Origin of the sequence: Anaerobacillus sp. CMMVII, from assembly GCF_025377685.1 — a bacterium.
Classification (GTDB): domain Bacteria; phylum Bacillota; class Bacilli; order Bacillales; family Anaerobacillaceae; genus Anaerobacillus.
In genome coordinates this window covers 204,124-230,102 of the sequence record NZ_JACEHK010000003.1, presented here as the reverse complement: position 1 = coordinate 230,102, position 25,979 = coordinate 204,124, and the positions used below count along the sequence as shown (strand labels likewise).

21 protein-coding genes, 4 pseudogenes and 1 riboswitch are annotated in these 25,979 nt (G+C 37.9%); of the genes and pseudogenes, 9 read left to right on the top strand and 16 right to left on the bottom strand.

The annotated features are described in order from the left end of the window. Positions 1-294 precede the first annotated feature (294 nt). Together H1D32_RS08365 and H1D32_RS08360 are read left to right on the top strand one after the other, a co-directional pair. Positions 295-2,633 (top strand): annotated as a pseudogene (locus H1D32_RS08365) (3-hydroxyacyl-CoA dehydrogenase/enoyl-CoA hydratase family protein). A 30-nt stretch (positions 2,634-2,663) separates the two neighbouring features. Beyond that, a pseudogene (locus H1D32_RS08360) lies at positions 2,664-3,839 on the top strand (acetyl-CoA C-acetyltransferase). Here the strand turns inward: H1D32_RS08360 and H1D32_RS08355 are convergent. Together H1D32_RS08355 and H1D32_RS08350 are read right to left on the bottom strand one after the other, a co-directional pair. Continuing rightward, complete coding sequence (locus H1D32_RS08355) at positions 3,743-4,924, bottom strand: acetyl-CoA C-acetyltransferase (RefSeq protein ID WP_261177822.1); 1,182 nt, start codon at positions 4,922-4,924, stop codon at positions 3,743-3,745. The pseudogene H1D32_RS08360 and the gene H1D32_RS08355 overlap by 97 nt on opposite strands. Before the next feature lie 30 nt (positions 4,925-4,954). Next, positions 4,955-7,350: pseudogene (locus H1D32_RS08350) on the bottom strand (3-hydroxyacyl-CoA dehydrogenase/enoyl-CoA hydratase family protein). 308 nt (positions 7,351-7,658) lie between these two features. Here H1D32_RS08350 and H1D32_RS08345 point away from each other — a divergent pair. The 4 genes from H1D32_RS08345 (at position 7,659) to H1D32_RS08330 (ending at position 9,561) form a co-directional block, all read left to right on the top strand. After that, positions 7,659-7,934: a hypothetical protein gene (locus H1D32_RS08345; RefSeq protein ID WP_261177821.1), complete on the top strand. Its 276-nt coding sequence runs from the start codon at positions 7,659-7,661 to the stop codon at positions 7,932-7,934. 11 nt (positions 7,935-7,945) lie between these two features. Further along, a complete protein-coding gene (locus tag H1D32_RS08340) occupies positions 7,946-8,287 on the top strand; it encodes a spore coat protein (protein WP_261177820.1) in 342 nt (113 codons plus the stop codon). Positions 8,288-8,616: 329 nt separating this feature from the next. Continuing rightward, the gene (locus H1D32_RS08335) at positions 8,617-8,892 is read left to right on the top strand and encodes a hypothetical protein (protein WP_261177819.1); all 276 of its coding nucleotides are present in this window, start codon (positions 8,617-8,619) and stop codon (positions 8,890-8,892) included. A 96-nt stretch (positions 8,893-8,988) separates the two neighbouring features. After that, positions 8,989-9,561 carry a methyltransferase family protein gene (locus H1D32_RS08330; protein WP_261177818.1) on the top strand — a complete coding sequence of 191 codons (573 nt, stop codon included), beginning with the start codon at positions 8,989-8,991 and terminating at the stop codon, positions 9,559-9,561. Between the two features lie 318 nt (positions 9,562-9,879). On the opposite strand, the gene H1D32_RS08325 is transcribed toward H1D32_RS08330, so the two are convergent. The 12 genes from H1D32_RS08325 to H1D32_RS08275 all read right to left on the bottom strand — a co-directional run bounded on the left by H1D32_RS08325 (position 9,880) and on the right by H1D32_RS08275 (position 20,822). Then, positions 9,880-10,320, bottom strand: a complete 441-nt coding sequence (locus tag H1D32_RS08325) for a hypothetical protein (RefSeq protein WP_261177817.1) — start codon at positions 10,318-10,320, stop codon at positions 9,880-9,882. A 180-nt stretch (positions 10,321-10,500) separates the two neighbouring features. Then, positions 10,501-10,665 (bottom strand): anti-sigma-I factor RsgI family protein, encoded by a 165-nt coding sequence (locus H1D32_RS25645; protein WP_483861126.1) that lies wholly within the window; start codon positions 10,663-10,665, stop codon positions 10,501-10,503. Positions 10,666-11,338: 673 nt separating this feature from the next. Continuing rightward, positions 11,339-11,638 (bottom strand): sigma factor, encoded by a 300-nt coding sequence (locus H1D32_RS08320; RefSeq protein WP_261177816.1) that lies wholly within the window; start codon positions 11,636-11,638, stop codon positions 11,339-11,341. A 322-nt stretch (positions 11,639-11,960) separates the two neighbouring features. After that, positions 11,961-12,095: a hypothetical protein gene (locus H1D32_RS08315; RefSeq protein WP_261177815.1), complete on the bottom strand. Its 135-nt coding sequence runs from the start codon at positions 12,093-12,095 to the stop codon at positions 11,961-11,963. 50 nt (positions 12,096-12,145) lie between these two features. Further along, positions 12,146-12,727, bottom strand: a complete 582-nt coding sequence (locus tag H1D32_RS08310) for a DUF5667 domain-containing protein (protein WP_261177814.1) — start codon at positions 12,725-12,727, stop codon at positions 12,146-12,148. Positions 12,728-12,877: 150 nt separating this feature from the next. After that, on the bottom strand, positions 12,878-13,243 hold the full coding sequence (locus H1D32_RS08305; RefSeq protein ID WP_261177813.1) for a hypothetical protein: 366 nt from the start codon (positions 13,241-13,243) through the stop codon (positions 12,878-12,880). 29 nt (positions 13,244-13,272) lie between these two features. Further along, positions 13,273-13,355: riboswitch (cyclic di-GMP riboswitch) on the bottom strand. Between the two features lie 469 nt (positions 13,356-13,824). Then, on the bottom strand, positions 13,825-14,079 hold the full coding sequence (locus H1D32_RS08300) for a hypothetical protein (protein ID WP_261177812.1): 255 nt from the start codon (positions 14,077-14,079) through the stop codon (positions 13,825-13,827). A 281-nt stretch (positions 14,080-14,360) separates the two neighbouring features. Further along, positions 14,361-14,864, bottom strand: coding sequence for a hypothetical protein (locus tag H1D32_RS08295; RefSeq protein WP_261177811.1), 504 nt, complete (start codon positions 14,862-14,864; stop codon positions 14,361-14,363). Between the two features lie 178 nt (positions 14,865-15,042). After that, a complete protein-coding gene (locus H1D32_RS08290) occupies positions 15,043-16,152 on the bottom strand; it encodes a cytochrome D1 domain-containing protein (protein WP_261177810.1) in 1,110 nt (369 codons plus the stop codon). Positions 16,153-17,738: 1,586 nt separating this feature from the next. Beyond that, a complete protein-coding gene (locus H1D32_RS08285) occupies positions 17,739-18,680 on the bottom strand; it encodes a F510_1955 family glycosylhydrolase (RefSeq protein ID WP_261177809.1) in 942 nt (313 codons plus the stop codon). A 104-nt stretch (positions 18,681-18,784) separates the two neighbouring features. After that, positions 18,785-20,134 carry a sensor histidine kinase gene (locus H1D32_RS08280; RefSeq protein ID WP_261177808.1) on the bottom strand — a complete coding sequence of 450 codons (1,350 nt, stop codon included), beginning with the start codon at positions 20,132-20,134 and terminating at the stop codon, positions 18,785-18,787. Beyond that, the gene (locus tag H1D32_RS08275) at positions 20,112-20,822 is read right to left on the bottom strand and encodes a response regulator transcription factor (protein WP_261177807.1); all 711 of its coding nucleotides are present in this window, start codon (positions 20,820-20,822) and stop codon (positions 20,112-20,114) included. The genes H1D32_RS08280 and H1D32_RS08275 overlap by 23 nt, the downstream gene beginning before the upstream one ends. A 147-nt stretch (positions 20,823-20,969) precedes the next feature. On the opposite strand from H1D32_RS08275, the gene H1D32_RS08270 reads away from it, so the two are divergent. Beyond that, a complete protein-coding gene (locus tag H1D32_RS08270; RefSeq protein WP_261177806.1) occupies positions 20,970-21,275 on the top strand; it encodes a hypothetical protein in 306 nt (101 codons plus the stop codon). 111 nt (positions 21,276-21,386) lie between these two features. Next, positions 21,387-21,905 carry a ferritin-like domain-containing protein gene (locus H1D32_RS08265; protein WP_261177805.1) on the top strand — a complete coding sequence of 173 codons (519 nt, stop codon included), beginning with the start codon at positions 21,387-21,389 and terminating at the stop codon, positions 21,903-21,905. Positions 21,906-21,950: 45 nt separating this feature from the next. Here H1D32_RS08265 and H1D32_RS08260 read toward each other — a convergent pair whose 3' ends face one another. Then, entirely contained in the window at positions 21,951-22,319 is a 369-nt protein-coding gene (locus tag H1D32_RS08260; RefSeq protein ID WP_261177804.1) for a response regulator transcription factor, read from the bottom strand. 299 nt (positions 22,320-22,618) lie between these two features. Next, positions 22,619-25,077 (bottom strand): annotated as a pseudogene (locus H1D32_RS08255) (heavy metal translocating P-type ATPase). A 354-nt stretch (positions 25,078-25,431) separates the two neighbouring features. Between H1D32_RS08255 and H1D32_RS08250 the strand changes: the two are divergent. Further along, positions 25,432-25,902 carry a hypothetical protein gene (locus H1D32_RS08250; protein WP_261177803.1) on the top strand — a complete coding sequence of 157 codons (471 nt, stop codon included), beginning with the start codon at positions 25,432-25,434 and terminating at the stop codon, positions 25,900-25,902. The last annotated feature ends 77 nt before the right edge of the window (positions 25,903-25,979 follow it).

The window sequence follows — 25,979 nt, the reverse complement described above, 5'->3', positions numbered from 1 at the left end:
AAAAGAACTATCCTCGCTATATTTGCAAATGGAGTAAAATGATTTAAATACGTATTAGCGGTGTCGGAGCATTTGGATAAAAAATTCAAAATAAATGAAATTTTTCTGAAGTTTATATTGCACAATTTTGTGAAATCTTTTATAGTTAAAATGTAAACAGGTAGTAAAATTTTATAAAGCATAGTTGTGCAAAATTTTTTCTTCAAAAAATGAATGAGTATTCATTCAAAAGAAAGAAGGAGGTACTTATGATCGGGAGAAATCGGTAAAGTAGCTATTTTAGGATCAGGGGTTATGGGATCTGGTATTGCCGCGCATTTAGCGAACATTGGTATACCAACATTGTTATTAGATATTGTCCCACGTGATCTTACAGAAGAAGAAATGCAAAGAGGGCTTTCCTTACAAGATATGCAAGTGCGTAATCGTTTATCTCATAGTGCGATACAAAAATTATTAAAACAAAAGCCAGCGCCACTTTCTGAAAAAAGCCATATCAACCTCATTGAAGCAGGGAATATGGAAGATGACATGAAGCGTCTGAATGAAGTTGATTGGATTATTGAAGTTGTTGTTGAAAATTTAGAGATTAAAAAGAAAGTCTTTGCCCAGGTCGACGAATACCGTAAACCAGGAAGCATTGTCAGTTCAAATACATCTGGAATTTCCATAGAAGCAATGGCAGAAGGACGTTCCGAAGATTTCCGCAAGCATTTCCTTGGAACTCACTTTTTTAACCCACCTAGATACTTAAAATTACTTGAAGTCATACGTACAAGAGAAACAAGTGAAGAAGTTTTTCAATTCATGAAGCAGTTTGGCGAAGATGTTCTTGGGAAGGGCGTTGTTGAAGCCAAAGACACTCCGAACTTTATTGCGAACCGAATTGGGACCTATGGTTTATTAGTGACTGTGGACCAAATGGTTAAGGGTGGTTACTCGGTAGGAGAAGTTGACTCTGTAACAGGACCTGCCTTAGGAAGACCCAAAAGCGCAACATTCCGCACGTTAGATGTCGTAGGGTTAGATACCTTTTTACACGTAGCAAAAAATGTTTATGACCAAGTTGACGGAGTAGAAAAAACGGTCTTTGATCCTCCACAATTCATGCGTGACATGGCTTTGAAAGGTTGGTTAGGTAGTAAATCTGGTCAAGGTTTTTTCTTAAAGAAAAAAGGAGCAAACGGTAGTGAAATCCTTGAACTAGACTATAACACAATGGAATACGTTCCAGGTAAAAAGCTAAAAGCTCCATCAGTTCAAGCAAGTAAGCAAGCCAAAGGTCGTAGCGAAAAAATGAAAGCGCTTGTATATGCCAAAGATCGTGCCGGCGAACTTGTATGGAACATTTTGAAGCCAGTTCTTATTTATTCTGCTGAAAAGGCAACAGAAATCGCTGATGATATTTTAGCAATCGACCAAGCGATGAAGTGGGGCTTTGGTTGGGAGTTAGGCCCATTCGAAACGTGGGATGCGATTGGCGTTGAAAAATCAGTGCAACGTATGGAGGCAGAAGGTACTGAAGTGCCTGCTTGGGTAAAAGAGATGCTTGAAAAAGGTTATAAATCTTTCTATGAAGGACGAAATCGTTTTTATCATCAGGGAGAATATACGCAAGCGGCAGAAAATCCAAAGGTCATCCATATTAAAACACTTAAGGATAATAACCGTGTGATCAAGAAAACACAGGTGCTTCACTAATTGATCTCGGTGATGACGTAGCCTGCTTAGAATTTACGTCCCCGAATAACTCTATCGGTCTAGACGTATTACAAATGATTAACTACTCGATTACAGAAGTCGAAAAGAATTACAAAGGTCTTGTCATTAACAACCAAGGCAAGAACTTCTGTGTCGGTGCAAACTTAATGATGATTTTTAATGGAAGCACAAGATGATAACTTCTATGAAATTGATATGGTTGTCCGTCAATTCCAAAAAACAATGGCGAATATCCGCTACTCAGCAAAGCCAGTGATTTCTGCACCATTTGGCATGACACTCGGTGGTGGTACAGAAATTTGTTTACCGTCAGCGCGCATTCAAGCGTCTGCTGAAACCTATATGGGATTAGTTGAAGTTGGTGTTGGTCTAATTCCTGGTGGTGGCGGAAACAAAGAACTCTATTTAAGACTTTTAGAAGGCTTACCAGAAGGCGCACAAATTGATTTACAAGCAATTGCCAATCGTACCTTTGAAACATCGCGATGGCAAAGTATCAACATCAGCACACGAAGCAGCAAAACTTGGGTTTATCCGACCGCAAGATGGCATTAGCATGAATGGTGACCACTTGTTACATGATGCTAAGCAGCACGTCCTTCATTTAGCAAACCAAGGCTATCAACCACCACAACGAAGAAAATTCCAGTCGTTGGTGAAAGTGGCTATGCAACCATGCTTTTAGGAGCAAAGACGATGCAATTTGGTGGCATGATTTCTGAACATGATCTAAAGATTGCCCAAAAACTAGCCTTTACGATTGCAGGAGGTAGAGTTCCAAAAGGCACTCTTGTCGATGAACAGTATCTCCTAGATATTGAAAGAGAAGCGTTCTTAAGCCTTCTTGGAGAGCCGAAACTCAACAGCGGATGTCACATATGCTCACAAAAGGGAAACCGTTACGTAACTAATGTGCGAGTTCAAAAAGGAGGGATGATATCGTGAAAGAAGCGGTTATTGTTGCAGGTGCGAGAACACCTGTCGGAAAAGCAAAAAAAGGAACCTTAGCTAGTGTTCGTCCTGATGACTTAGGGGCGTTAACTATTAAAGAAACGCTTAAACGAGCTGGGAATTTTGATCCTAGTAGAATAGATGATGTCATTATTGGTTGTGCAATGCCTGAAGCTGAACAAGGAATGAACATGCCAGAAATATTGCCGCACTTGCAGGTGTGCCAGATACAGTACCAGCGATTACGATTAATCGTTATTGTTCTTCAGGATTACAAAGTATTGCGTACGGAGCAGAGCGAATTATGCTGGGTCATGCAAGTGCCATTTTAGCAGGGGCGCAGAAACGATGACAATGATCCCAATGGGTGGTCACGTGATAGCACCAAATCCAACACTGGTTGAAACAGCTCCGGAATACTATATGGGTATGGGCTTCACCGCTGAGGAAGTGCTCGTAAGTATGAAATCAGTCGCGCTGACCAAGATGCTTTTGCAGTAGAAAGTCACCGCAGGGCAGCCAAGGCTATTGAAGAAGGAAAGTTTGATGATGAAATCGTTCCTGTAGAGGTTACCTTACGTTCTGTAGGTAGTGACAATAAGCTGAAAGAAAAGAAAATCCTATTGCGAAAGATGAAGGAGTTCGAATTGATACGACTCTTGAAGGACTTGCAAAATTACGACCAGCCCTTTCATCCAAAGGAACAGTTAAGCAGGAAATGCTTCACAGATGAGTGACGTGCAGCTTCTGTTCTTGTCATGGATCGTGAAATGGCTGAAGCAGAAGGATTAACTCCTTTAGTGCGCTTCCGTTCCTTTGCAGTAGCAGGTGTCCCCCCACAAATCATGGGGATTGGTCCTGTTGAAGCCATTCCTAAAGCCTTAAAACTTGCAGGCTTAGAGCTATCGGACATTGGTTTGTTTGAACTAAACGAAGCATTCGCTTCCCAAAGTCTACAAGTCATCCGACACTTAAATCTTGATATGAACAAGGTTAATGTAAACGGTGGAGCCATCGCTCTTGGGCATCCACTAGGTTGTACTGGAACAAAACTAACACTTTCATTAATTCACGAAATGAAACGTCGTGGTGAACAATTGTGTGTTGTAACAATGTGTAACATTGTTACAACACCAAATTGTTCACCACGACGTTTCATTTCGTGAATTAATGAAAGTGTTAGTTTTGTTCCAGTACAACCTAGTGGATGCCCAAGAGCGATGGCTCCACCGTTTACATTAACCTTGTTCATATCAAGATTTAAGTGTCGGATGACTTGTAGACTTTGGGAAGCGAATGCTTCGTTTAGTTCAAACAAACCAATGTCCGATAGCTCTAAGCCTGCAAGTTTTAAGGCTTTAGGAATGGCTTCAACAGGACCAATCCCCATGATTTGTGGGGGGACACCTGCTACTGCAAAGGAACGGAAGCGCACTAAAGGAGTTAATCCTTCTGCTTCAGCCATTTCACGATCCATGACAAGAACAGAAGCTGCACCGTCACTCATCTGTGAAGCATTTCCTGCTGTAACTGTTCCTTTTGGATGAAAGGCTGGTCGTAATTTTGCAAGTCCTTCAAGAGTCGTATCAATTCGAACTCCTTCATCTTTCGCAAATAGGATTTTCTTTTCTTTCAGCTTATTGTCACTACCTACAGAACGTAAGGTAACCTCTACAGGAACGATTTCATCATCAAACTTTCCTTCTTCAATAGCCTTGGCTGCCCTGCGGTGACTTTCTACTGCAAAAGCATCTTGGTCAGCGCGACTGATTTCATACTTACGAGCAACTTCCTCAGCGGTGAAGCCCATACCCATATAGTATTCCGGAGCTGTTTCAACCAGTGTTGGATTTGGTGCTATCACGTGACCACCCATTGGGATCATTGTCATCGTTTCTGCGCCCCCTGCTAAAATGGCACTTGCATGACCCAGCATAATTCGCTCTGCTCCGTACGCAATACTTTGTAATCCTGAAGAACAATAACGATTAATCGTAATCGCTGGTACTGTATCTGGCACACCTGCAAGTGCGGCAATATTTCTGGCCATGTTCATTCCTTGTTCAGCTTCAGGCATTGCACAACCAATAATGACATCATCTATTCTACTAGGATCAAAATTCCCAGCTCGTTTAAGCGTTTCTTTAATAGTTAACGCCCCTAAGTCATCAGGACGAACACTAGCTAAGGTTCCTTTTTTTGCTTTTCCGACAGGTGTTCTCGCACCTGCAACAATAACCGCTTCTTTCACGATATCATCCCTCCTTTTTGAACTCGCACATTAGTTACGTAACGGTTTCCCTTTTGTGAGCATATGTGACATCCGCTGTTGAGTTTTCGGCTCTCCAAGAAGGCTTAAGAACGCTTCTCTTTCAATATCTAGGAGATACTGTTCATCGACAAGAGTGCCTTTTGGAACTCTACCTCCTGCAATCGTAAAGGCTAGTTTTTGGGCAATCTTTAGATCATGTTCAGAAATCATGCCACCAAATTGCATCGTCTTTGCTCCTAAAAGCCATGGTTGCATAGCCACTTTCACCAACGATGGCTGGAATTTTCTTTCGTTGTGGTGGTTGATAGCCTTGGTTTGCTAAATGAAGGACGTGCTGCTTAGCATCATGTAACAAGTGGTCACCATTCATGCTAATGCCATCTTGCGGTCGGATAAACCCAAGTTTTGCTGCTTCGTGTGCTGATGTTGATACTTTTGCCATCGCGATTGTTTCAAAGGTACGATTGGCAATTGCTTGTAAATCAATTTGTGCGCCTTCTGGTAAGCCTTCTAAAAGTCTTAAATAGAGTTCTTTGTTTCCGCCACCACCAGGAATTAGACCAACACCAACTTCAACTAATCCCATATAGGTTTCAGCAGACGCTTGAATGCGCGCTGACGGTAAACAAATTTCTGTACCACCACCGAGTGTCATGCCAAATGGTGCAGAAATCACTGGCTTTGCTGAGTAGCGGATATTCGCCATTGTTTTTTGGAATTGACGGACAACCATATCAATTTCATAGAAGTTATCATCTTGTGCTTCCATTAAAATCATCATTAAGTTTGCACCGACACAGAAGTTCTTGCCTTGGTTGTTAATGACAAGACCTTTGTAATTCTTTTCGACTTCTGTAATCGAGTAGTTAATCATTTGTAATACGTCTAGACCGATAGAGTTATTCGGGGACGTAAATTCTAAGCAGGCTACGTCATCACCGAGATCAATTAGTGAAGCACCTGTGTTTTTCTTGATCACACGGTTATTATCCTTAAGTGTTTTAATATGGATGACCTTTGGATTTTCTGCCGCTTGCGTATATTCTCCCTGATGATAAAAACGATTTCGTCCTTCATAGAAAGATTTATAACCTTTTTCAAGCATCTCTTTTACCCAAGCAGGCACTTCAGTACCTTCTGCCTCCATACGTTGCACTGATTTTTCAACGCCAATCGCATCCCACGTTTCGAATGGGCCTAACTCCCAACCAAAGCCCCACTTCATCGCTTGGTCGATTGCTAAAATATCATCAGCGATTTCTGTTGCCTTTTCAGCAGAATAAATAAGAACTGAATGGCTTCAAAATGTTCCATACAAGTTCGCCGGCACGATCTTTGGCATATACAAGCGCTTTCATTTTTTCGCTACGACCTTTGGCTTGCTTACTTGCTTGAACTGATGGAGCTTTTAGCTTTTTACCTGGAACGTATTCCATTGTGTTATAGTCTAGTTCAAGGATTTCACTACCGTTTGCTCCTTTTTTCTTTAAGAAAAAACCTTGACCAGATTTACTACCTAACCAACCTTTCAAAGCCATGTCACGCATGAATTGTGGAGGATCAAAGACCGTTTTTTCTACTCCGTCAACTTGGTCATAAACATTTTTTGCTACGTGTAAAAAGGTATCTAACCCTACGACATCTAACGTGCGGAATGTTGCGCTTTTGGGTCTTCCTAAGGCAGGTCCTGTTACAGAGTCAACTTCTCCTACCGAGTAACCACCCTTAACCATTTGGTCCACAGTCACTAATAAACCATAGGTCCCAATTCGGTTCGCAATAAAGTTCGGAGTGTCTTTGGCTTCAACAACGCCCTTCCCAAGAACATCTTCGCCAAACTGCTTCATGAATTGAAAAACTTCTTCACTTGTTTCTCTTGTACGTATGACTTCAAGTAATTTTAAGTATCTAGGTGGGTTAAAAAAGTGAGTTCCAAGGAAATGCTTGCGGAAATCTTCGGAACGTCCTTCTGCCATTGCTTCTATGGAAATTCCAGATGTATTTGAACTGACAATGCTTCCTGGTTTACGGTATTCGTCGACCTGGGCAAAGACTTTCTTTTTAATCTCTAAATTTTCAACAACAACTTCAATAATCCAATCAACTTCATTCAGACGCTTCATGTCATCTTCCATATTCCCTGCTTCAATGAGGTTGATATGGCTTTTTTCAGAAAGTGGCGCTGGCTTTTGTTTTAATAATTTTTGTATCGCACTATGAGATAAACGATTACGCACTTGCATATCTTGTAAGGAAAGCCCTCTTTGCATTTCTTCTTCTGTAAGATCACGTGGGACAATATCTAATAACAATGTTGGTATACCAATGTTCGCTAAATGCGCGGCAATACCAGATCCCATAACCCCTGATCCTAAAATAGCTACTTTACCGATTCTCCCGATCATAAGTACCTCCTTCTTTCTTTTGAATGAATACTCATTCATTTTTGAAGAAAAAATTTTTGCACAACTATGCTTTATAAAATTTTTACTACCTGTTTACATTTTAACTATAAAAGATTTCACAAAATTGTGCAATATAAACTTCAGAAAAATTTCATTTATTTTGAATTTTTTATCCAAATGCTCCGACACCGCTAATACGTATTTAAATCATTTTTACTCCATTTGCAAAATATAGCGAGGATAGTTCTTTTACAATTACAAACAATAAAGCGAAAGCAAGTCTTTCATTTCATAAGGAGGTAACTAAGATGCAACAACAAATGCAGTCAAATCAGATGCAGCAACAAAATATTATGCCACAGCCACCAACGATCATCACAGGAAAAGACCAATTTTACATTTCTGATATGTTGAGCTGGAACTTATTAGCAATGAAAAAAGCTCATTTCTTCGCACAACAATGTACGGACCCAGAAATTAAAATGGCCTTAGAACAAACTGGTCAAATGCACCAACGCCATTACCAACAAATAATTAGTCATTTACAAAATCCAAATCAACCTTCGCAAAGCCAATTGCAATAGGAGGAAATGAAATGAACAACCAAAACATGAAGATTCAAAATCCTGAAACTCAGGTACAAAAAACACCACAAATGAACGATCGAGATTTTATTAACGACTGCCTTGCAACAGAAAAGTACCTGACAGGTGCCTATAGTGTTGCTATGAATGAAGCTAGCCATGAACACTTGTATCAAGACTTAAATCAAATTTTTAACGAAACACAAGACTGTCAACGTCAGTTATTTAACTTGATGTTCAAAAAAGGTTGGTATTCGTTTGAAGCTGCAGATCAGCAGAAGCTCAATCAAACGTACCAACAATTCCAAGGATATACAAATCAGTTCCCTTATAACGGAAATACGATTTCGTAACATTTTAAGGACTTGCTCCCTATAGCAAGTCCTTATTTTATTGATAATACTCTAAATTCTGAGAAATTAGTAATATTTTTTGTAAAATTAACCCTATTTTTGTTTTTTATTGTTATAATAGAACTTGCGAGTTTGAAAAGCGGAAGGCGCCCGTTTAGCCCCGACTAGCAAATGTTCTTTCACCCCAAAGTGGCTTTTTCACTTTTGGGTGGAAGGTTATTTGACCTCGAGGGGGCTGGGCCCCTGTAGCTAGACATTAAATACTAAAAACTATTATATACTTAATTGTCAATAAAAAAGTGTTTCGAAAAGGGAGCGATCGGTACGTCATGAAGGATAGTAAAATATATGCCTCAATGATTTTAAGCATTTTATCCTCCAGCAAAGACAAACAATCAGCTTTTAAAGCTGTTCGACAAAACTTTGCTTTTCAGGGAACCTTGCGTATGGAAATTGAAGCGCTGTTTGAAGAATATAAAAACAGTGAAAGTCATTTAATCGTCGAATTCATGAACATCATTGAGCAGTTTGATCAAAATGCCTATCCATACATAGCGAATATTACATTAAAGCCATCTAGAAGAGAAGAGTATCACTCCTCCTAGAAGTTTTATTATACATCTCTACACTATACTCTGTTTTTTTGCAGGGTATTTTTTGTTGTTCGAAATTCTCTGGGATGGATAAAAACTGAAACGATAATGCATATTAACTATATGGATAGAGACATTATTATTTTTACCATCGCTGTTGGACTATGGATGATACAATTTATTTTATTTAAGGATCAATTGAAAAAGGAGGATCGGAGCGGAAAAGACGGAAGTCTGACTTTATTACAAGCTGGCTTTCTATTGTGCGTTTTTACTAGTATTACATTTTCGAATTTGTATACTGGTGAGGAAAGTATATTGATAAAAAAAATAAGCATTGTCTTACTAATAAAAGGCATTTTTATTCGTTATTGGGCTTACTATGTCATGCGTCAGTATTTTACAAGAACAATCCAACCGCATAAAGACCGTCCCCTCATCAGTTATGGTCCTTATCGGTTTGCAAGACATCCGTTTCATGTCGGACTATTCCTCATCACATTAGGTTTGTGCTTATTTATCTGTGGAAATGTCATTGCTGTTTTCATTGTCTTTCCTGTTTTCGGGAGTATCTTGCATTATCGAATGTCTTTAGAGGAACAGGTGCTAAGTGAGAAATACGGAGACATCTATCAAGGGTGGTGCCGCCATCGATTTCGTTTGTTTCCGTTTCTTTATTAAAGGCTTATTATTGCTAAAAAATGAAAAGGTTTTCAAATGAGTAAATTTGATAATTACCTAAACCGAGCTATATCAGTCTAAATGTAGTTGCGTAAATAATGAATGATGAAATGCATTAAAAAACTTCTAAAATCAAATAAGATTGCCACAATTGTTGTTTAATTAGCAACGAATGTAGGCAGTCTTTTGTTCATTTAATTTACAATCTCAAATTCTTCTGGTTTAATCCCCCTGTAATAATTTCAAAAATGAATGCCCAGTTACCACTTTGGTAACTGGGCATTCATTTTTTATTATCTTAGGCTGCCAGGACTCTTCTTAGGAGGTCCATTCACAGGTTTCTTCGGTACAATTCTTTCCGACTTTTTTCCCTTGGTTACCTTGATTTTTATTGACTTGATCAGCCTTACCTTGATTTTGAGTTCGATTACTATTAAGGTGAGAATTGTTTTGAGCACCGTTGCTCTTACCTTTGTTTTCTGCAACACTGGCATTTTTCCCATTGTTCGTTTTAGGATCTTTTTTCTCATTGTTAGACTGCGATTCTTTTTTATCTTTGTTTGACTGAGGATGTTCCTTTTCTTTGTCTCGATTACTGTTAGCTGGTGGATTTTCCTTTTTACGTGTTGGTTTCTGTTCAGGTTTTTGCATCTTTCTTAACTCTGAAACAGTTTTACCTTTACCTTGCTCAGCAGTATCGATCACTCCATCTTTTTCAAGCTTTTTTAGGTAAACTAACTTGTTGACGGAAACATTCATAGTTTTTTGCTTCCTCATAAGTAGCAAGATTATTTTGAGATAGCTGCACCTCAACATCTAAAGANTTGATTGATGTAAGGATGGATTGCTCGATTTCTTCGAACACGGCTTCTTTCCCTTCATTTAAAGTGACGACTTGCCGTTTCTAAGTATCTATTTTCCTCACTTAAGTAACCCTGCTCAAAGGAATAAGCCATGATTTTTTCTAAAGCTACTACGTCTAATGAATTCCCTTTTATATTTAACGATGAAAACTAANTCCACACCTTCTTCGTTATACCCTGAAGTTTCGGTAACTTTCATTTTTTCATTTAAGACTAGCTCAATACTCGGATTGATGTCCATGGCAATACATAGGCATAGTTCTCCTGTTGTAACGGAAATAGTGCATAAGTTAGNATNGCTAGAAAAAAGACTTGCAGCAAACCGACATATATTTCAGCCATGGCGTCTGCTTTTCCACATGGATATAGCGTTTCACCCAAAAGTGGCGGGTGTAGCATGAGAGGCTCTTGAAACGTTTTTAAAAGTCCCATTTTCACAAAGCNACACAATAGCATCTTCAGTAACTTTTACAACGATTCCTTGGGTACTATTCCTCCCCATTAACTCCCACCTCCTATTATGAATGAATTGACCTAACTGTGTCCACTGCGGATTTAGCTTTACTAATATTAATGTTACTATATATTTTCGATGACGCTCAATTGTTTTTGCACGATAGCCAGTATTTTTGACAAAGAGTGTTGTTGGAAATTGCTTTTTCCGTAAAAAATTGTGCAACACAATCATCGTCAGTTACGAATCTATCAGCCATCTCAACTAAATTTTCACGAGTACTCTCGGTGTTTTGGAGAATACTTTTCAAGGTCTTCGAAATTAATTTGATACTGACNTAAGGGCCATACTTAATTCCAATATTTCTTCTACTAGATCGTNGNTTGTTTTTCTTTTCGAATTGCTGCAGCGACNTCTCTACTTCAAATGGAGATGTCAACGTTATCTTCATAATACNCGTTCATCGATAAGTGCTTTTCATTCTTTTCTTTCTAAAAAAGTCAATCAAGTCTCGTTTAATAAGTAAGTAAACATAATTTAGGAAGGTTCTTCCCTTTGATGCATCATACGTATCAATCGCCTTGTTTAAAGCAATCAAGCCAATGCTAGCCTCTTCTTCGCTCCAGCTCACAAACTTCTTACAAATGTGGCCAACAGTATTGAGCACGTAAGGCTTGTAATGAGCAATTAATCGTTCGCGAACGAGATCATCTCCATTTTGGGCACTGGTTGTTGCTTCAATGACCTCAATGTTTTCCATCCCCACGCCTCCTTTATCAAACTGACATTGCTATCTATAATACTATCGCTTGATAAAGGATTTAATTCAAGTGAAATGGGCTTTTACATTTAATTACCAACATTTTAAATAGGTAGGGCTAATGAACTATTGATACGACCTAACAATTAAAATGATCATATCGTATATTTTTAAAAAAGAGGCTAGAGACTGTGATATATTAGATAATAATACTTATAAGCAAACGATTGTCACTGCAAAAACAGTAAAAAAGAACGATGAAAGAGATTGACTGAGTGCTAAGGATTATCTTCAGTTAGTTAGTTTTTCCATTTAGCTTTTTCTACGGCACGTTTTGCTTTTTCAGCTCCTTTTTCTTGAGCTTTATTCGCCTTTTTAAGCCTTTCTCTGCTTTTTCATTTGCTTTTTTCATCGCTTTTTTCATCGCTTTTTCTGAGCGTTCCTCAGCTTTTTTCACTTTTTTGTCTGCTTGATATTGTTTCTTTTCAGCTTTTTCAATCGCTTTTTCTAAATGCTTTCGCTTTGCTCTGTTTCATCCTCTTTTGCTTCAACAAACTCATTCTCACTAATAATCTCTTCAATTTTCTTTAGTTCCTGCTTCCAACGCTTACCGGCTTTCAGCATGGCTCGCTCTTGGTTTTTTAGGGCTTTTCTAATTCCAGCCTTCGCTTGCTCTGGTAAATGGTCACGCTCTAGTAGCGCGATTAAATTCTGACTTCTTTTTTCTATAATTTCATTAATGATTTCTCTAAGTTCGTTTACGTCTTCACCTGCTTCTTCTGCAGAAGCCGTTACATTTTCAGTAGCTGTAACTACCTCAATAAAATCTGTAACTAAATGTTCAATCTCCTCTTCATTACCTTCAGTTGCCACTTCCTCTAAAACGATTAGGCGTCTTTCAGCAAATTCATCATGAAGTAGAACCTTTTCAACTTCATCCTCAGTTAAGTCTGCTGTCGCTTGTTCAATTAATCCAATTGTTTCATATAAATCTGATGTAATGTCCAAGCTACTATCATTGTTTGCCAATACCGTTCCNCNCNTCGCTAAACCACCTACTAGGACCAATGTTGATACGACTTTTTTCATGCTCTTAACCACTCCCTGTTGCATTAATAAAATTTAATATTTTCACGAAAAGTCTCAATTTTATCTAGGTTCGCTTCATACGTTTCATTAGGCGTCAACACCGTAATAATCACATACCGATCAGGTTTTTCTTCAACCCATACTTGAGTTCTAATGCTTTCCTTGTCTGTTCGTTTTCCACGAAATGAAATTCAGACCTTCACCGATTACTGTTACTTCTCCTGCACCAGCGAGTAGCTGTTTCTTTATTTCTGACACTCTATAAGCTTTAGGAATAACTGAAATAATTGCCACTAGCTTCTCGCTGTTGAACTGGACATTTTTAGCAGTCTCTTTCTCAATTTGCCAACCATCTGCTGTTTCAATATAGATACCCCACTCGGAATTTTCATAAAAGTAATTCGAGGCATCCTGCTCGTTGTCGTTGGTATTCACTTGTTCTTCCGTTGCTTTGCTACAACCTACTAAAGCTAGGAAAATGATGATGAGAAATAAATGTACTGCCTTTTGACTCATAAAAGCCACCTCAAATTCACTGAATATCTTATGGCAACTGGCTGACATAGGCTTCCCCTTAGTCCCTATAGCTTTGCGTCACCACCTTTCAATGGCTTTGCCTTTAACTTATTTTCTTGGTCTCGTTTATCTATACGGGAGATTTTTTATTTTTGAGGGGGAGAGAAATTTTTTTCGAAAAAATTTTAAGCACTCATTATAAGGTTGAGGTTATACGATACATGTAACCTAGAGAGTAATTAAAATTAATCGCTCGTTTCTAAAAGATTGTTGCTATTAGCTTTCGTAAAAATCACAAAAGCCGGATTTTTACACAAAATACTAAGAATTCACCACTAATTTAGTAAGTATTGCTCTTTTCTTAATAAATTTATTGGGTGATTTCTTCATCTAAGGTATTTTTCCGATATTTTAGAGTAAAAAGCAACAAGTTTTTTTGTGCGACGAGTAACCGCAGGAGCAATGTTTACGAAAAGAGCCTAAAATAAAAGGCACATAGATAAACTCTATGTACCCTTTATGGTGCTACTTTCTTTTTTTATATAACTTGCGAACCGCACCAAAAGCGATAAAGCCACCATTTATTGCCGCAAAAGTTCCAAGCAAAGCCAAGTTTGCTCCTGTTTCTTCATATTCATGATCATGTCCATCATCACCATGACCATGACCATGATCATCTTCGTCATCATGACCATGGCCCTTTTCTCTGACAGCCAAGGCGCGCTATCAACATCATGACCATCATCATCTTCATCACCATGAGCAAACACTTGAAGTGGTAGTATAAGTAGAAAAATGAAAAATAGTACTGAAATCATTCTATCTCTGTTTTTCATTCCTTCTCCTCCAATATTTTGTATTATATAAGCCAATTTCAAAATTCCAATAGATCAGCGACTAATTTAGTGGCGGGAAAATGGATGATGAAACTTTATTATTAATAGAATANANAGAATGTGTGAAGAAACTAACAAGAAAGTTTGGATAAATTGATACATTCCTGTGGCAATGTTTTAAACAAATCTTTTTATCTAGAATTTCGAGCTAGGGACATCCCAAAGCTTTCGAAAGTCGCTCCTACGGTACGAAAGATCAAGTCGAAGGCCTGTATCCTCTATTAGAATATTTTCACGGCGTTCTTGATAAAAATGTCTCTCTTATCTTCAAAAGTCGCCACCCATACAAAACGATTTTCTGTAGCAAAGTAGTAGTTATCTCGTTCCGTTCCGAACGCATATTGTACATTCCTATTGCTAATCTCTTTTTCATGATGATTAATGTACAACTCACTATTTTCAACAAATTCAAGCATATCTTCAAATAACTTTGGCGGTAGCTCTACGAGATTCGTTTCTGAAATCCATACGATTGCGTAAGATCCCCTCTGGGTTTGGTATTCAAGTACATAGGCTTCATCGAGATCAACTTCATCGCCATGTAATTGGTTCATGATTTGTTTTGCTTCTTCGCCTTCAATTTTATTTGTTAAATAATAAGCACCAATTGTATCGGGTATATGCCCATCATGTGTGAGCGACTCATCTGCCAAAAATAATGATGAAATTCCGACAACCATCGCAATAAAAGCTATGACGCCAAACGCTATGAATATCTTTTTCATTACTTCCCCTCATTTCATTAATCATTAGTAAACCTAGCTTTAACTTATAAATCTATCTATTAATAGTATAGACGAAAATTTATCGAGAAAATTTGAAGAAATTAAGACAATAATTTGGCGAATATGAAAAAAATAAAGGTTGTCTCATAAAACTTTGAGACAACCATTTTTTGGCTAGCTAGTTAATCGAAATTCCATTTGGGTAATAACCTACTTCAATTCTCGTTGTTTCTTCCAGAGTTTCTAGATCGACAACCGAAACAGTATCCTCAAACATATTTGTTACGAATGCATAGCGGCTATCTTTTGAGATAACAATGCCATGAGCGCCTTTTCCTAATTGAATTTCTTTAACAACTTCTAAGGTTTCAAGACTTACAATCGTAATTGTATCTGACGGAGCATCTTCACTCCCTTGGTTTGCTACGATCACATACCGGTTATCGTAGCTAGCGTACATTTGCACTGGCCCCACACCAGTATCAATTAGCTTCATTAATTCTTGTGTCGCAACATCAACGACAGCTAGTTGATTATCCAAATGCAAACCAACAAATGCATACTGACCATCATGTGAAATCCCTGTTTGAACAGCACCATTACCAACGACGACGCGGTTTACTTCTTCTTTTGTTTCCAGATCAACAATGCTCATATCAGCACTTTTCATATTTGCGATAAAAACAAATTTTTGATCCACGGAAATGCGAAGACCATGTGGATATTCACCAACCGGAACCGTCGCTAATTCAGCACTCTCACGATTAATAATGGTTACCGTATTATCTCCAGAATTACTTACAACAACAATATTTCCATCCTGAGTCGTTGATACATGGGCAGGGTGATTACCTACCTCATACTCCTCTACCTTCTGTAATGTATTTAAATCATATGCAACTACCTTTTCTAGGTTGTCATCATGTCCATGACCATGTCCATGTCCGTCTTTATCATCATGCGGCGGATTGATCGTAACCCAAACTAACTCTGTTTCAACATTGATTTCTACATTATGAGCCTGACCATCTAGCTCGATGATTTCTTGTCTTTGTTCTGGATAATAGATCAGAGATAATGTTTCATCTTTTTCGTTGGCTACCACAACAACGTAGCTCTCTTCTACTTCTACCCCTACCTCTATAGTCGGTTCTGTTTCAACTTCGGTCGCACCTTCGACCTTCTCTTCTTGAATTGATCCCGTTTCTGTTTCCTCACCACATGCAGCTAAAAGTAATATTAAAGCTAAAACTGCTATCGTAGTGAACCATCTCATTGATGTTTTCATTGTTAATGTCCCCCTTTAGTATGGTATGTCTTAAGTATAAAAAGAAGGAGCACGACTCGAAGTGAGAAAGGTCACTCTGAGAAAAACGATTACCCACGTTGTCAATAATCCCTCAATCTTTCCACACAGTTTCTTGATAGTTTTTGGGTATTGCATGGAATGTCTCGTAATTTGTGAAATCAGTCGCACAGAACTCGTTTATGCCGCCGTTTTCTCCTAATTATTGTAAAATTCAGTCTCGTAAAACTCGTTTATGTACCAACTTCTCCTAATTATTGTAAAATTTAGTCTCGTAAAACTCTTTTATGTGCCACTTTCTCCTAATTATTGTAAAATTTAGTCTCGAAAAACTCGTTTATGTACCACTTTCTCCTAATTATTGTAAAATTTAGTCGCGTAAAACTCGTTTATGTACCAACTTCTCCTAATTATTGTAAAATTTAGTCGCGTAAAACTCGTTTATGTACCAACTACTCCTAATTATTGTAAAATTTAGTCTCGTAAAACTCTTTTATGTGCCACTTTCTCCTAATTATTGTAAAATTTAGTCTCGAAAAACTCGTTTATGTACCACTTTCTCCTAATTATTGTAAAATTTAGTCGCATAAAACTCGTTTATGTACCAACTTCTCCTAATTATTGTAAATTTCAGTCACGTAAAACTCGTTTATGTACCACTTTCTCCTAATTATTGTAAAATTTAGTCTCGTAAAACTCTTTTATGTGCCACTTTCTCCTAATTATTGTAAAATTTAGTCTCGTAAAACTCTTTTATGTGCCGCTTTCTCCTAATTATTGTAAAATTTAGTCTCGTAAAACTCTTTATGTATCAACTTCTCCTAATTATTGTAAAATTTAGTCTCGTATCGTTTATGTACCACTTTCTCTTAATTATTGTAAAATTTAGTCGCGTAAAACTCTTTTATGTACCACTTTCTCCTAATTATTGTAAATTCCAGTCGCGTAAANCTCGTTTATGCGCCGTTTTCTCCTAATTATTGTAAAATTTAGTCTCGTAAAACTCGTTTATGTACCACTTTCTCCTAATTATTGTAAAATTTAGTCGCGTAAAACTCGTTTATATACCGACTCCTCCTAATTATTGTAAAATTCAGTCTCGTAAAACTCGTTTATGTACCACTTTCTCCTAATTATTGTAAAATTCAGTCTCATAAAACTCGTTTATGTACCGACTTCTCCTNNTCATTGTAAAATTTAGTCTCGTAAAACTCGTTTATGTACCACTCCCTCCTAATCATTGTAAAATTCAGTCTCGTAAAACTCGTTTATGTACCACTTTCTCCTAATTATTGTAAAATTCAGTCGCGTAAAATCCACTTATGTAACCCAGCCCCGTAATTTTTATAAATCCAGGTTGCGTAGAACCTTATCTACTTATACGTTCCTTCAAAAACAACGCTGTTTTCGCAATTTTGTTTACTTATGTGAAAGCTAAGATTTCACTACTTATTGCTCTTTTCTGGATGAATTGTTCAACTTAGGGATTTATCTAATTATCTTTGGTTAAAGCGCCAACATCAAAAAGAGCGTGAATTATCTAATTCACGCTCCATCCTCTTATTCACTTAAAAATTACCTTCTTTAAGCAATGTTTCCCATGTGCCTCCATGGTCAGTTGTTTCTAATAGGTTATTTTGAAAGGTGGCTACAGTTACAGCCGAAGACTCAACATCCACTACGATATAGTTTACTGCGTCGGCTCCTAAATAGAGATCGTACGTGATAACTTCCTCACCGTTTAAACGATATAGTCCATTCTCACTTGCTTCATAAAAAACGACTTCTTCTTCACCAAGAACGGTTAGTGCGGTAAAATAACCGTCGAATTTTTTTACCCAATCTACGCCACCGTTATTGGAATAAAATAAACCTTTACTCGTCGCTGCATAAGCAATCTCACCATTATTTGGGGCTACCCCTAAATCAAAGAATTCATCATGACTTAATGGTAAGCCTTTTGTTTTGAGTACTTCCCAGGTAAATCCTTGATCAGTAGACTTCAGAATTGCGTCACTTTTAGCGTCAGAACCGTATCCTAAAAGAATCGAATGATCACTCGTGGCTGTTAGCCCATGAAAATCAATCATTCCATGTAACCCACGAACTTCCCACGTTTGGCCAAAGTCCTCACTCCAAAGAAAACCTAATGGATTTGGCAATTTACTTCCTTCTCCTGGATGACCACTTGTCATTAATATATCCGTGCCAGAGACAACTGAATATCCCATTAAATCAAATCTCTCGCTCCCAACAAAATGAGCTTCTGTAGACTCTTTATCGTATTCAATTAATCCGTAATGACTTGCTAACAATAGTTTGTTGTTATCACTCGGGTGTTTTGAAAGCCCATGAATATGTGAAAAAGATGTAACCTGTTCTGGATTTTCTACTTGCGCACCAATAACGATGGGTTCGCCTTGCTTAGCCTCTGAATCCGAACCACAAGCTGAAATAATGGCAACGATACTAGCTAACCCTAGTGTTATTAATAACTTTTTTGCTTTCATGACTCCATCTCCTTTGTCTTAATTAATGAAAGTTTAACAAGAAATCATGGAGAAACTATTAAGAAACTATAGTTAAAATGTGACAAGGGAGGTTCTATGATTTTTCATTCACTTTTTGGAAGACTAACAACTACCTTAGTTCCTTTAGTTTGTTCACTTTCTATCATTATCTTTCCTTTATGAGCATCCACTAACGCCTTCACGATCGAGAGTCCAATGCCCACACCGCCAGTTTTTCGATTTCTTGATTTTTCGCCGCGGTAAAAACGTTCATAAATATGTGGCAAATCTGCTTCTGAGATACCTTGACCATTATCTTCGATGATAAAATGGACCTCATCATCCTTTTGCTTTGTTGTTAACGTAACCGTTCCACCTTCATTCGTGTACTTCAAAGCATTATTTAAAAGGTTGATCAGAATTTGATAAAAGCGGTCCTGATCTGCGTGAATAAATAGCTCAGGTTTTGCTTCTTCAATGTGTAGTCGAATTCCTTTTTCCTTGAATAGAGAATGAAAGGAAACGTTCAATGACTGCAAGGCATCCCTCAAGTTAATATTCGTTAGCCGTAATTGAATTTGTGGGTTCTCCGCTGCAAGCAATTTTTCTAAATCATCAACTAAGCGTACTAATCGCATTAACTCTTGATGTCCTTGTTGCAATCGTTCTGGCGTCGGCTCCCAAACCCCATCTAAAAAAGCCTCAATTTGACTTCTTAGAGTTGCAAGTGGTGTCCGCAACTCATGTGCAAGATCATTGGTAAATTGTTTTCTTAATTTCTCTTGATTGCTTAAAGATAAAGCTAAATCATTAAAAGACTTTGCTAGCTGATTTATCTCTTCGACTTGATTATCCTCAGGAATTCTAATTTCTAGGTTGTTTTTCCGTAGCTCACCTGTAGCCATTGAAACTCTGCGTAAACCTTGACTAAGCTTTTTCGACAGAAGGTACGAAATCAAAATTGAGATCAGGATCATTGTAAGTGCTGCAACGACAATGTATTTATTAAACTGCTGTAAAAATTGCGAATCGATATTTACATATTCTCTTGGAAAAAAGACAAGTAATGTGCCTATTTGTTGATCATCAACCGTTATACTGTAAAGATCACGATCGAGATTTTCAATCCTAGGCATTTGCATCATATGTAAATGCCTAGCCGAATCAATAATGAGTGTATCATTTTCATCATAATATTGAAAAAACAATTGATCTACCATTGCATGTTGGTGGAAAATAGGCATCATTGTCTCGCCTGTAATTTGTCCCAAATTGTGGTACTCCTCTTCTAACCTCTCAACTACCGCTGCAACTTGTTCCGTACGCTTCGTTTCTAAATATTCATTAAAGCTCCCAGTAAAACTATACTGGATGACTCCACTCACGAAAATAATTCCACCGAGCGAAACAAGTAGAAAAAAGAACATCAACCTAGATTGAAGGGTTCGAAACATCTAATTTACCTCCAAATTTATAGCCCATCCCAAAAACAGTAATGACATATTCAGGATTTTTGGTATCGGTTTCGAATTTTTTTCGTAAATTTTTGATATGAACATCAATGCTTCGCTCATACCCTTCATAGCTTTCACTTTGCATCTTATCAAGGAGGTCTAGGCGGCTATATACACGTCCAGGATATTCGGCCATCGCTACTAGTAATTTAAATTCATTTGGAGTCAAAGTGATTTCGTTACCCTTTACCCGTACTTCTTTTTTTAAGAAATCTATCATTAGATCTTTATCGTTAAACGATAGTATATCTCTGCCACTTGCTTGCTTTGTTCTTCGTAAGATCGCTTCTACACGAACAACAACTTCACGAGGGCTAAAAGGTTTTGTTAAATAATCATCAGCCCCAATAACGATCCCATTAATTCTATCCTCTTCTGCTGTTTTTGCGGTAAGCATCATGATTGGTACATCACTCGTTTCTCGAACTCGTTTACAAATTTCTTCTCCCGAAAAATCCGGTAGCATTAAGTCTAGAATTAGAAAGTCGGGATTTACATCTCTGAACGTTTTCAACGCTTGAGATCCACTTAAAGCTGAATAGACGACATAGCCCGCTCGCTCGAGGTAGGCCTTTATCACATCTATAATCATTGGTTCATCGTCAACGACAAGAATTTTTAGCGCCAAAGTGAACACTCCCTTTCGCTTAGTTGGTGAAATTATAGCACACTCATGAAAAAAATAGAGAATGTACATAACATTACTATATATTCTTCATAACTTCTTTACATCCTGTGGTTACAATGTAAGTAGAAATAGAAAAGGAGATGGTAAATGATGAAAAAGAAAATGATTGCGGCAGTAACAGCAACAGCATTAGTTTTAGGGATTGGATCAGTAGCTTTAGCAAATTCAGACGATGTTTTTGAGAACTTCAATTTCAAAGACATGTTACCATTTATGCAAGAAATGCATCCTGACTTAGAAGACGAAGAATTAGAAGAAATGTTTAATCGTTGCCATGGTGAAGATGGCATGATGCAAGGCCGAATGGGTGGCATGATGCAAGGATTGATGAAGAGTGGAAACATCGAAGGCATGAAAAACTTCATGAAAAACAAAGGTGGAACAGAGTTGTAAAAATAGAATAGGTATTATCTCCCCGGAGATAGTACCTTTTCTACTTTTTTAGTATGCTTTTTTCCTTTATGTTAAAATAACCAGTGACACATAATTGAAAGGAGTATTCCGATGAAAACAAAAACTAGCTTTATCTTTATGTTCTTTCTCATTTCACTTTTTTCAGTGACAGTTAGCTTTGCTCAAGATCCAATACCCGAGAACTATGGAGCAAAGGGAGCGCTTGCCGACAGTACGATCACCTTAGAAGAGGGATTGATTTATGCACTTGAAGATGAATATCTTGCCCAAGCAAGATATGATGCCATTCTTGAGAAGTTTGGTGACATAAGGCCCTTTAATCAAATCAAACGTGCTGAGCAAAGGCACATCGCCGCCCTGCTGCCGCTATTTAAGATGTATAAGGTGAGTGTGCCAGAGAATGTGGCAAAAAAATATGTAATTCCACCTAATACACTAAAAGACGCATTCTTATCTGGGGTTGATGGTGAAATTGATAACATCAAAATGTATGAAAAATTGATTACCATTGAAAACCTTCCAGAAGATGTTAGAGCTGTTTTTCAAAACTTAGCTGATGCCTCAATAAGACATTTAGAAGCATTCAAACGTGGGTTAAGTGGTCAATAACAAAAGTAGAGCAAAGGAAAAGCAGCTTCCTTTGCTCTGTTTTTATTAGTGCTTCTTAACTAATTTATAAATTTTTGCAATGACTTCATTTGGCTCAAATGGCTTAACAATATAATCATTTGCACCCAAGCGCAAACCTTCCTCAATCCATTCTGTTTCTCCAAGTGCAGCGATCATAATAATAGAAACATCGTTCCCATTCCTCTCGCGGATTTTTCTTAGTATTTCAAATCCAGCTTCTGTTGGGGTCATCATATCTAGAATAATTAAGTTGAATTTTTGGACGGTTAGTTTCTGTAAAGCGTCAAAACCTGTTTGAGCTAATTCAATGTGGTATCCTGAAGGCTTTAGACAGACTGTTAGAAGATTTCGCATCTCTTTTTCATCATCAACAATTAAAACCTTATAACCCATTTTCCCCACTCCTATTAATGTTTTATACTAAGGCTCGTTTCGAACCTATGAATTGAACTATTTAGTACTCTTTTCTAGTTCAGAACGGAAACTGAAAAAATACTTTACAAACCTGTTCGTAAAATTCATATATAAAACCTTTCATAATAATAACTTACCTTTGTTTTATGGAAAAAGTATGAAGATTGTAAGAAAGGATTTCGAAATTAAACTGAAAAATTTAGGTTTAAAGCTTCTTGAACAGGCACAACAAAAAAACATGCTTGATCGTTTCTGCGACTCAGCATGTTTTCTTGGTCCTAAATTGACTTAAATTTTCTTAAGCGTAAAGTATTTAATACAACTGACACTGAACTAAAGGCCATTGCAGCTCCTGCTAGCATTGGATTTAAGAGAAGACCAAAGACTGGATATAACATCCCTGCTGCCACTGGAATTAAGATAATATTATAACCAAAAGCCCAGCCAAGGTTTTGCCAGATCATCCGCATTGTAGCCTTTGATAGTCTGAGTGCAGTAACAACACTCATGATGTCTCCACGCATTAACGTGATATTGGCAGTCTCCATAGCTACATCGGTCCCAGTTCCTATCGCAATCCCAACATCAGCTTGAGCTAAAGCAGGAGCATCATTAATACCATCGCCAACCATAGCAACGACATTGCCTTCTTCTTGAAGTAGCTTTACTTCTTTCGCTTTATCTTCTGGTAATACCTCTGCAATAAAACGGTCCACTCCTGTTTCCTTGGCAATTGCCTGAGCCGTTTTGTAATGGTCACCAGTTATCATTACAACTTCTAGACCCATTTTTTCATTTCCGCTATTGCTTTTACCGAATCTTTTTTCACAGTATCAGCAACTGCGACAACACCTACACATTGGTCGTCAATCGCGACATACATTGGTGTTTTGCCTTGCTCAGCTAGAGTTTCGGCATATTCTGTTGCTTGGTTGAGCTCTATTTTCTTCTCACGCATGAGCTTTAAGTTTCCTACATACACTTTTTTCCCTTCAATAGTCGCTTCGATTCCATGGCCAACAATTGCCTGGAAATCTTCAGGTTCTACGAGGCGCAGCTTTTGTTGTTTTGCCTCTTGAACAATTGCTTCACCTAGTGGATGCTCAGATGCCGTCTCAACTGAAGCAGTAATTGCCAGTAGTTCAACCTTTGAAATCGTCGAGGTCTCGATAATATCTGTTACCTTTGGCTTTCCTTCAGTGATTGTTCCGGTCTTATCTAAAACGACAATATTCGTTTTATGAGCTTTTTCTAAACTTGCTGCATCTTTAATTAAAACGCCATTCTCTGCACCCTTCTCCGTTCCTACCATAATCGCAGTTGGGGTCGCTAATCCTAATGCACATGGACAGGCGATGATCAATACCGCAATAAATGTAGTAAGTGAAAAGATCAATGCAGGTTCCGGACCAATCAGATACCACACCACTGCAGAAACTGTTGCCATAATTAACACTGCTGGAACGAAGTAAGCCGAAATTACATCAACTATTCGTTGAATTGGCGCCTTTGACCCTTGTGCTTCATTGACCAAACGAATAATTTGGGCAAGTGCAGTCTCTTTCCCAACTTTTGTGGCCCGGAAGGTAAACGAGCCTGATTTATTAATTGTCGCTCCAATGACTTCATCGTCAATCGATTTTGTTACCGGAATTGATTCACCAGTAAGCATGGACTCGTCAACTGACGATTTCCCTTTAATTACAACCCCATCAACTGGAATCCGCTCTCCTGGTTTTACAATAATTTCATCCCCGACTAGCACTTCTTCAATGGGTAGCTCTAATTCCTTGCCATCTCTAATTACCTTCGCTGTCTTCGCTTGTAAATTCATCAGCTTTTTGATCGCCGTCGATGTTTTTCCTTTTGCCTTTGCTTCGAAATAGCGCCCTAGTAAAATTAACGTTGTAATTACCGTTGTGACGTCATAGTATAACTGGTATGGGAAACCCATCGTCGATAAAGTCTCTGGAAATAAGGTCATCGCCCCACTATACACCCATGCGGAAGTTGTCCCCATGGCAACTAACACGTTCATATCTGCAGATTTGTTCTTTAGAATTTTGTAGCTATTTCGGTAAAATCTCCAACCTGGTACAAGTTGAACGTAAGTGGTTAATAAGAGTAACATAAAAGGGTTAGATAATAACTCAGGAACCCACGCACCCCAGCCTTCCATCATATGTGGAATACTTCCTATTAATACGATGCTAGTGACAATCGCACTAAATAGAAAATCCTTTTTTAGTTTTCGAGACTCCTTTTCTTGTTCATCCAAAGCCTGATCTTCGTTCAATTCGTCTAGTAACGCCGCTTCATACCCAAGCTTTGTGATTGCCTCAATCACGCTTTGCGATTGAAAGTTACTCGTCACCTGAACTTGTGCTTGGTGAGAGGCGAGATTTACAGTGACGTTCTCTACCCCTGGTACTTTTGAAATAACTTTTTCAACACGATTCACACATGATGCGCAGGTCATTCCCTTAACTGAATATAGGTACTTTTTCTGATTGATATCAGTTTTTAATCGCGCCTCGTATCCCAATTTATTTATCGATGCAATGATTTGTTCCTCATTAGTATCTGCTGGATTATATTTGACCTGAGCTTGATTTGTAGCCAAATTTACACTTACTGACTCTACACCATTTACTTTTTTGATCGCTTTTTCAACACGGTTTACACAAGATGCGCACGTCATCCCATTAACTGCAAATTCTTTTATTACTTGGTTCATAACCGACACTCCCTTTAGTTTTATGGGGGTATTATTTTTTTGATGTATATTTCTTTGTTAACTAAAGACTTTCAATAATTTATTTTCTATACCACCAAGGGGTATAAATGCATTATAAAAGACAAATATCAAGAAATTATGAAGTTTTTGTAACACCTACGCGAAATTTCCTAATGTCGTATTTCCATAATTCAAACTTGTACTAATTCCCTCAATTTTTACATACCCATTATAAAGATAGGAGGGTGATTTCTTGGTATCAACGACAATTCTGTTATTTATTTATGGACTTATCGTCATCTGGATTTTTAGCTTCATCTTTTATTCAGAAAAAAACTATCTCATATGGCTGGTATGATGATTGCGATGACTGTTGGAATGGTACTTGGGTTATCTTTTGGAACGATCATGGGCTTAATGTATCCTGAACATTTCTTTGTCATTACCGTTATTAGTATCTTATTTGGCGCAATCACCGGAACGATTGCAGGTTTTCCACTTAGTATTATCGCTGTATTAGATGGATTCTTATCAGGAGCAATGGGCGGAATGATGGGAGCAATGCTTGGGGTCATGGTTTCTAGTACCCAAATGAATAGTGTCATGAATGTTATGATTGTTATCTCTGGTGGCGTTTTATTTATGCTATTTTTAATGATGCAAGGTGAACTTAGCTTCAAAGAAAAAAACTGGAAGAACTTTTTCTTTGGCAAGCGATTACCCCTTTTCCTTGTCATTATCCTAGCTTTTTATTTAACACACCATTATTCTTTGCCGACCCAGCACGAAAATAATGACCACTCTATTCATCAACATGATCATTAAGCGAGTGAATAAAATGAAAGAAGTGTCCACGAGCGGTGTCTGACACCCTTCGTGGACACTTTTACTACTTTTTCCGA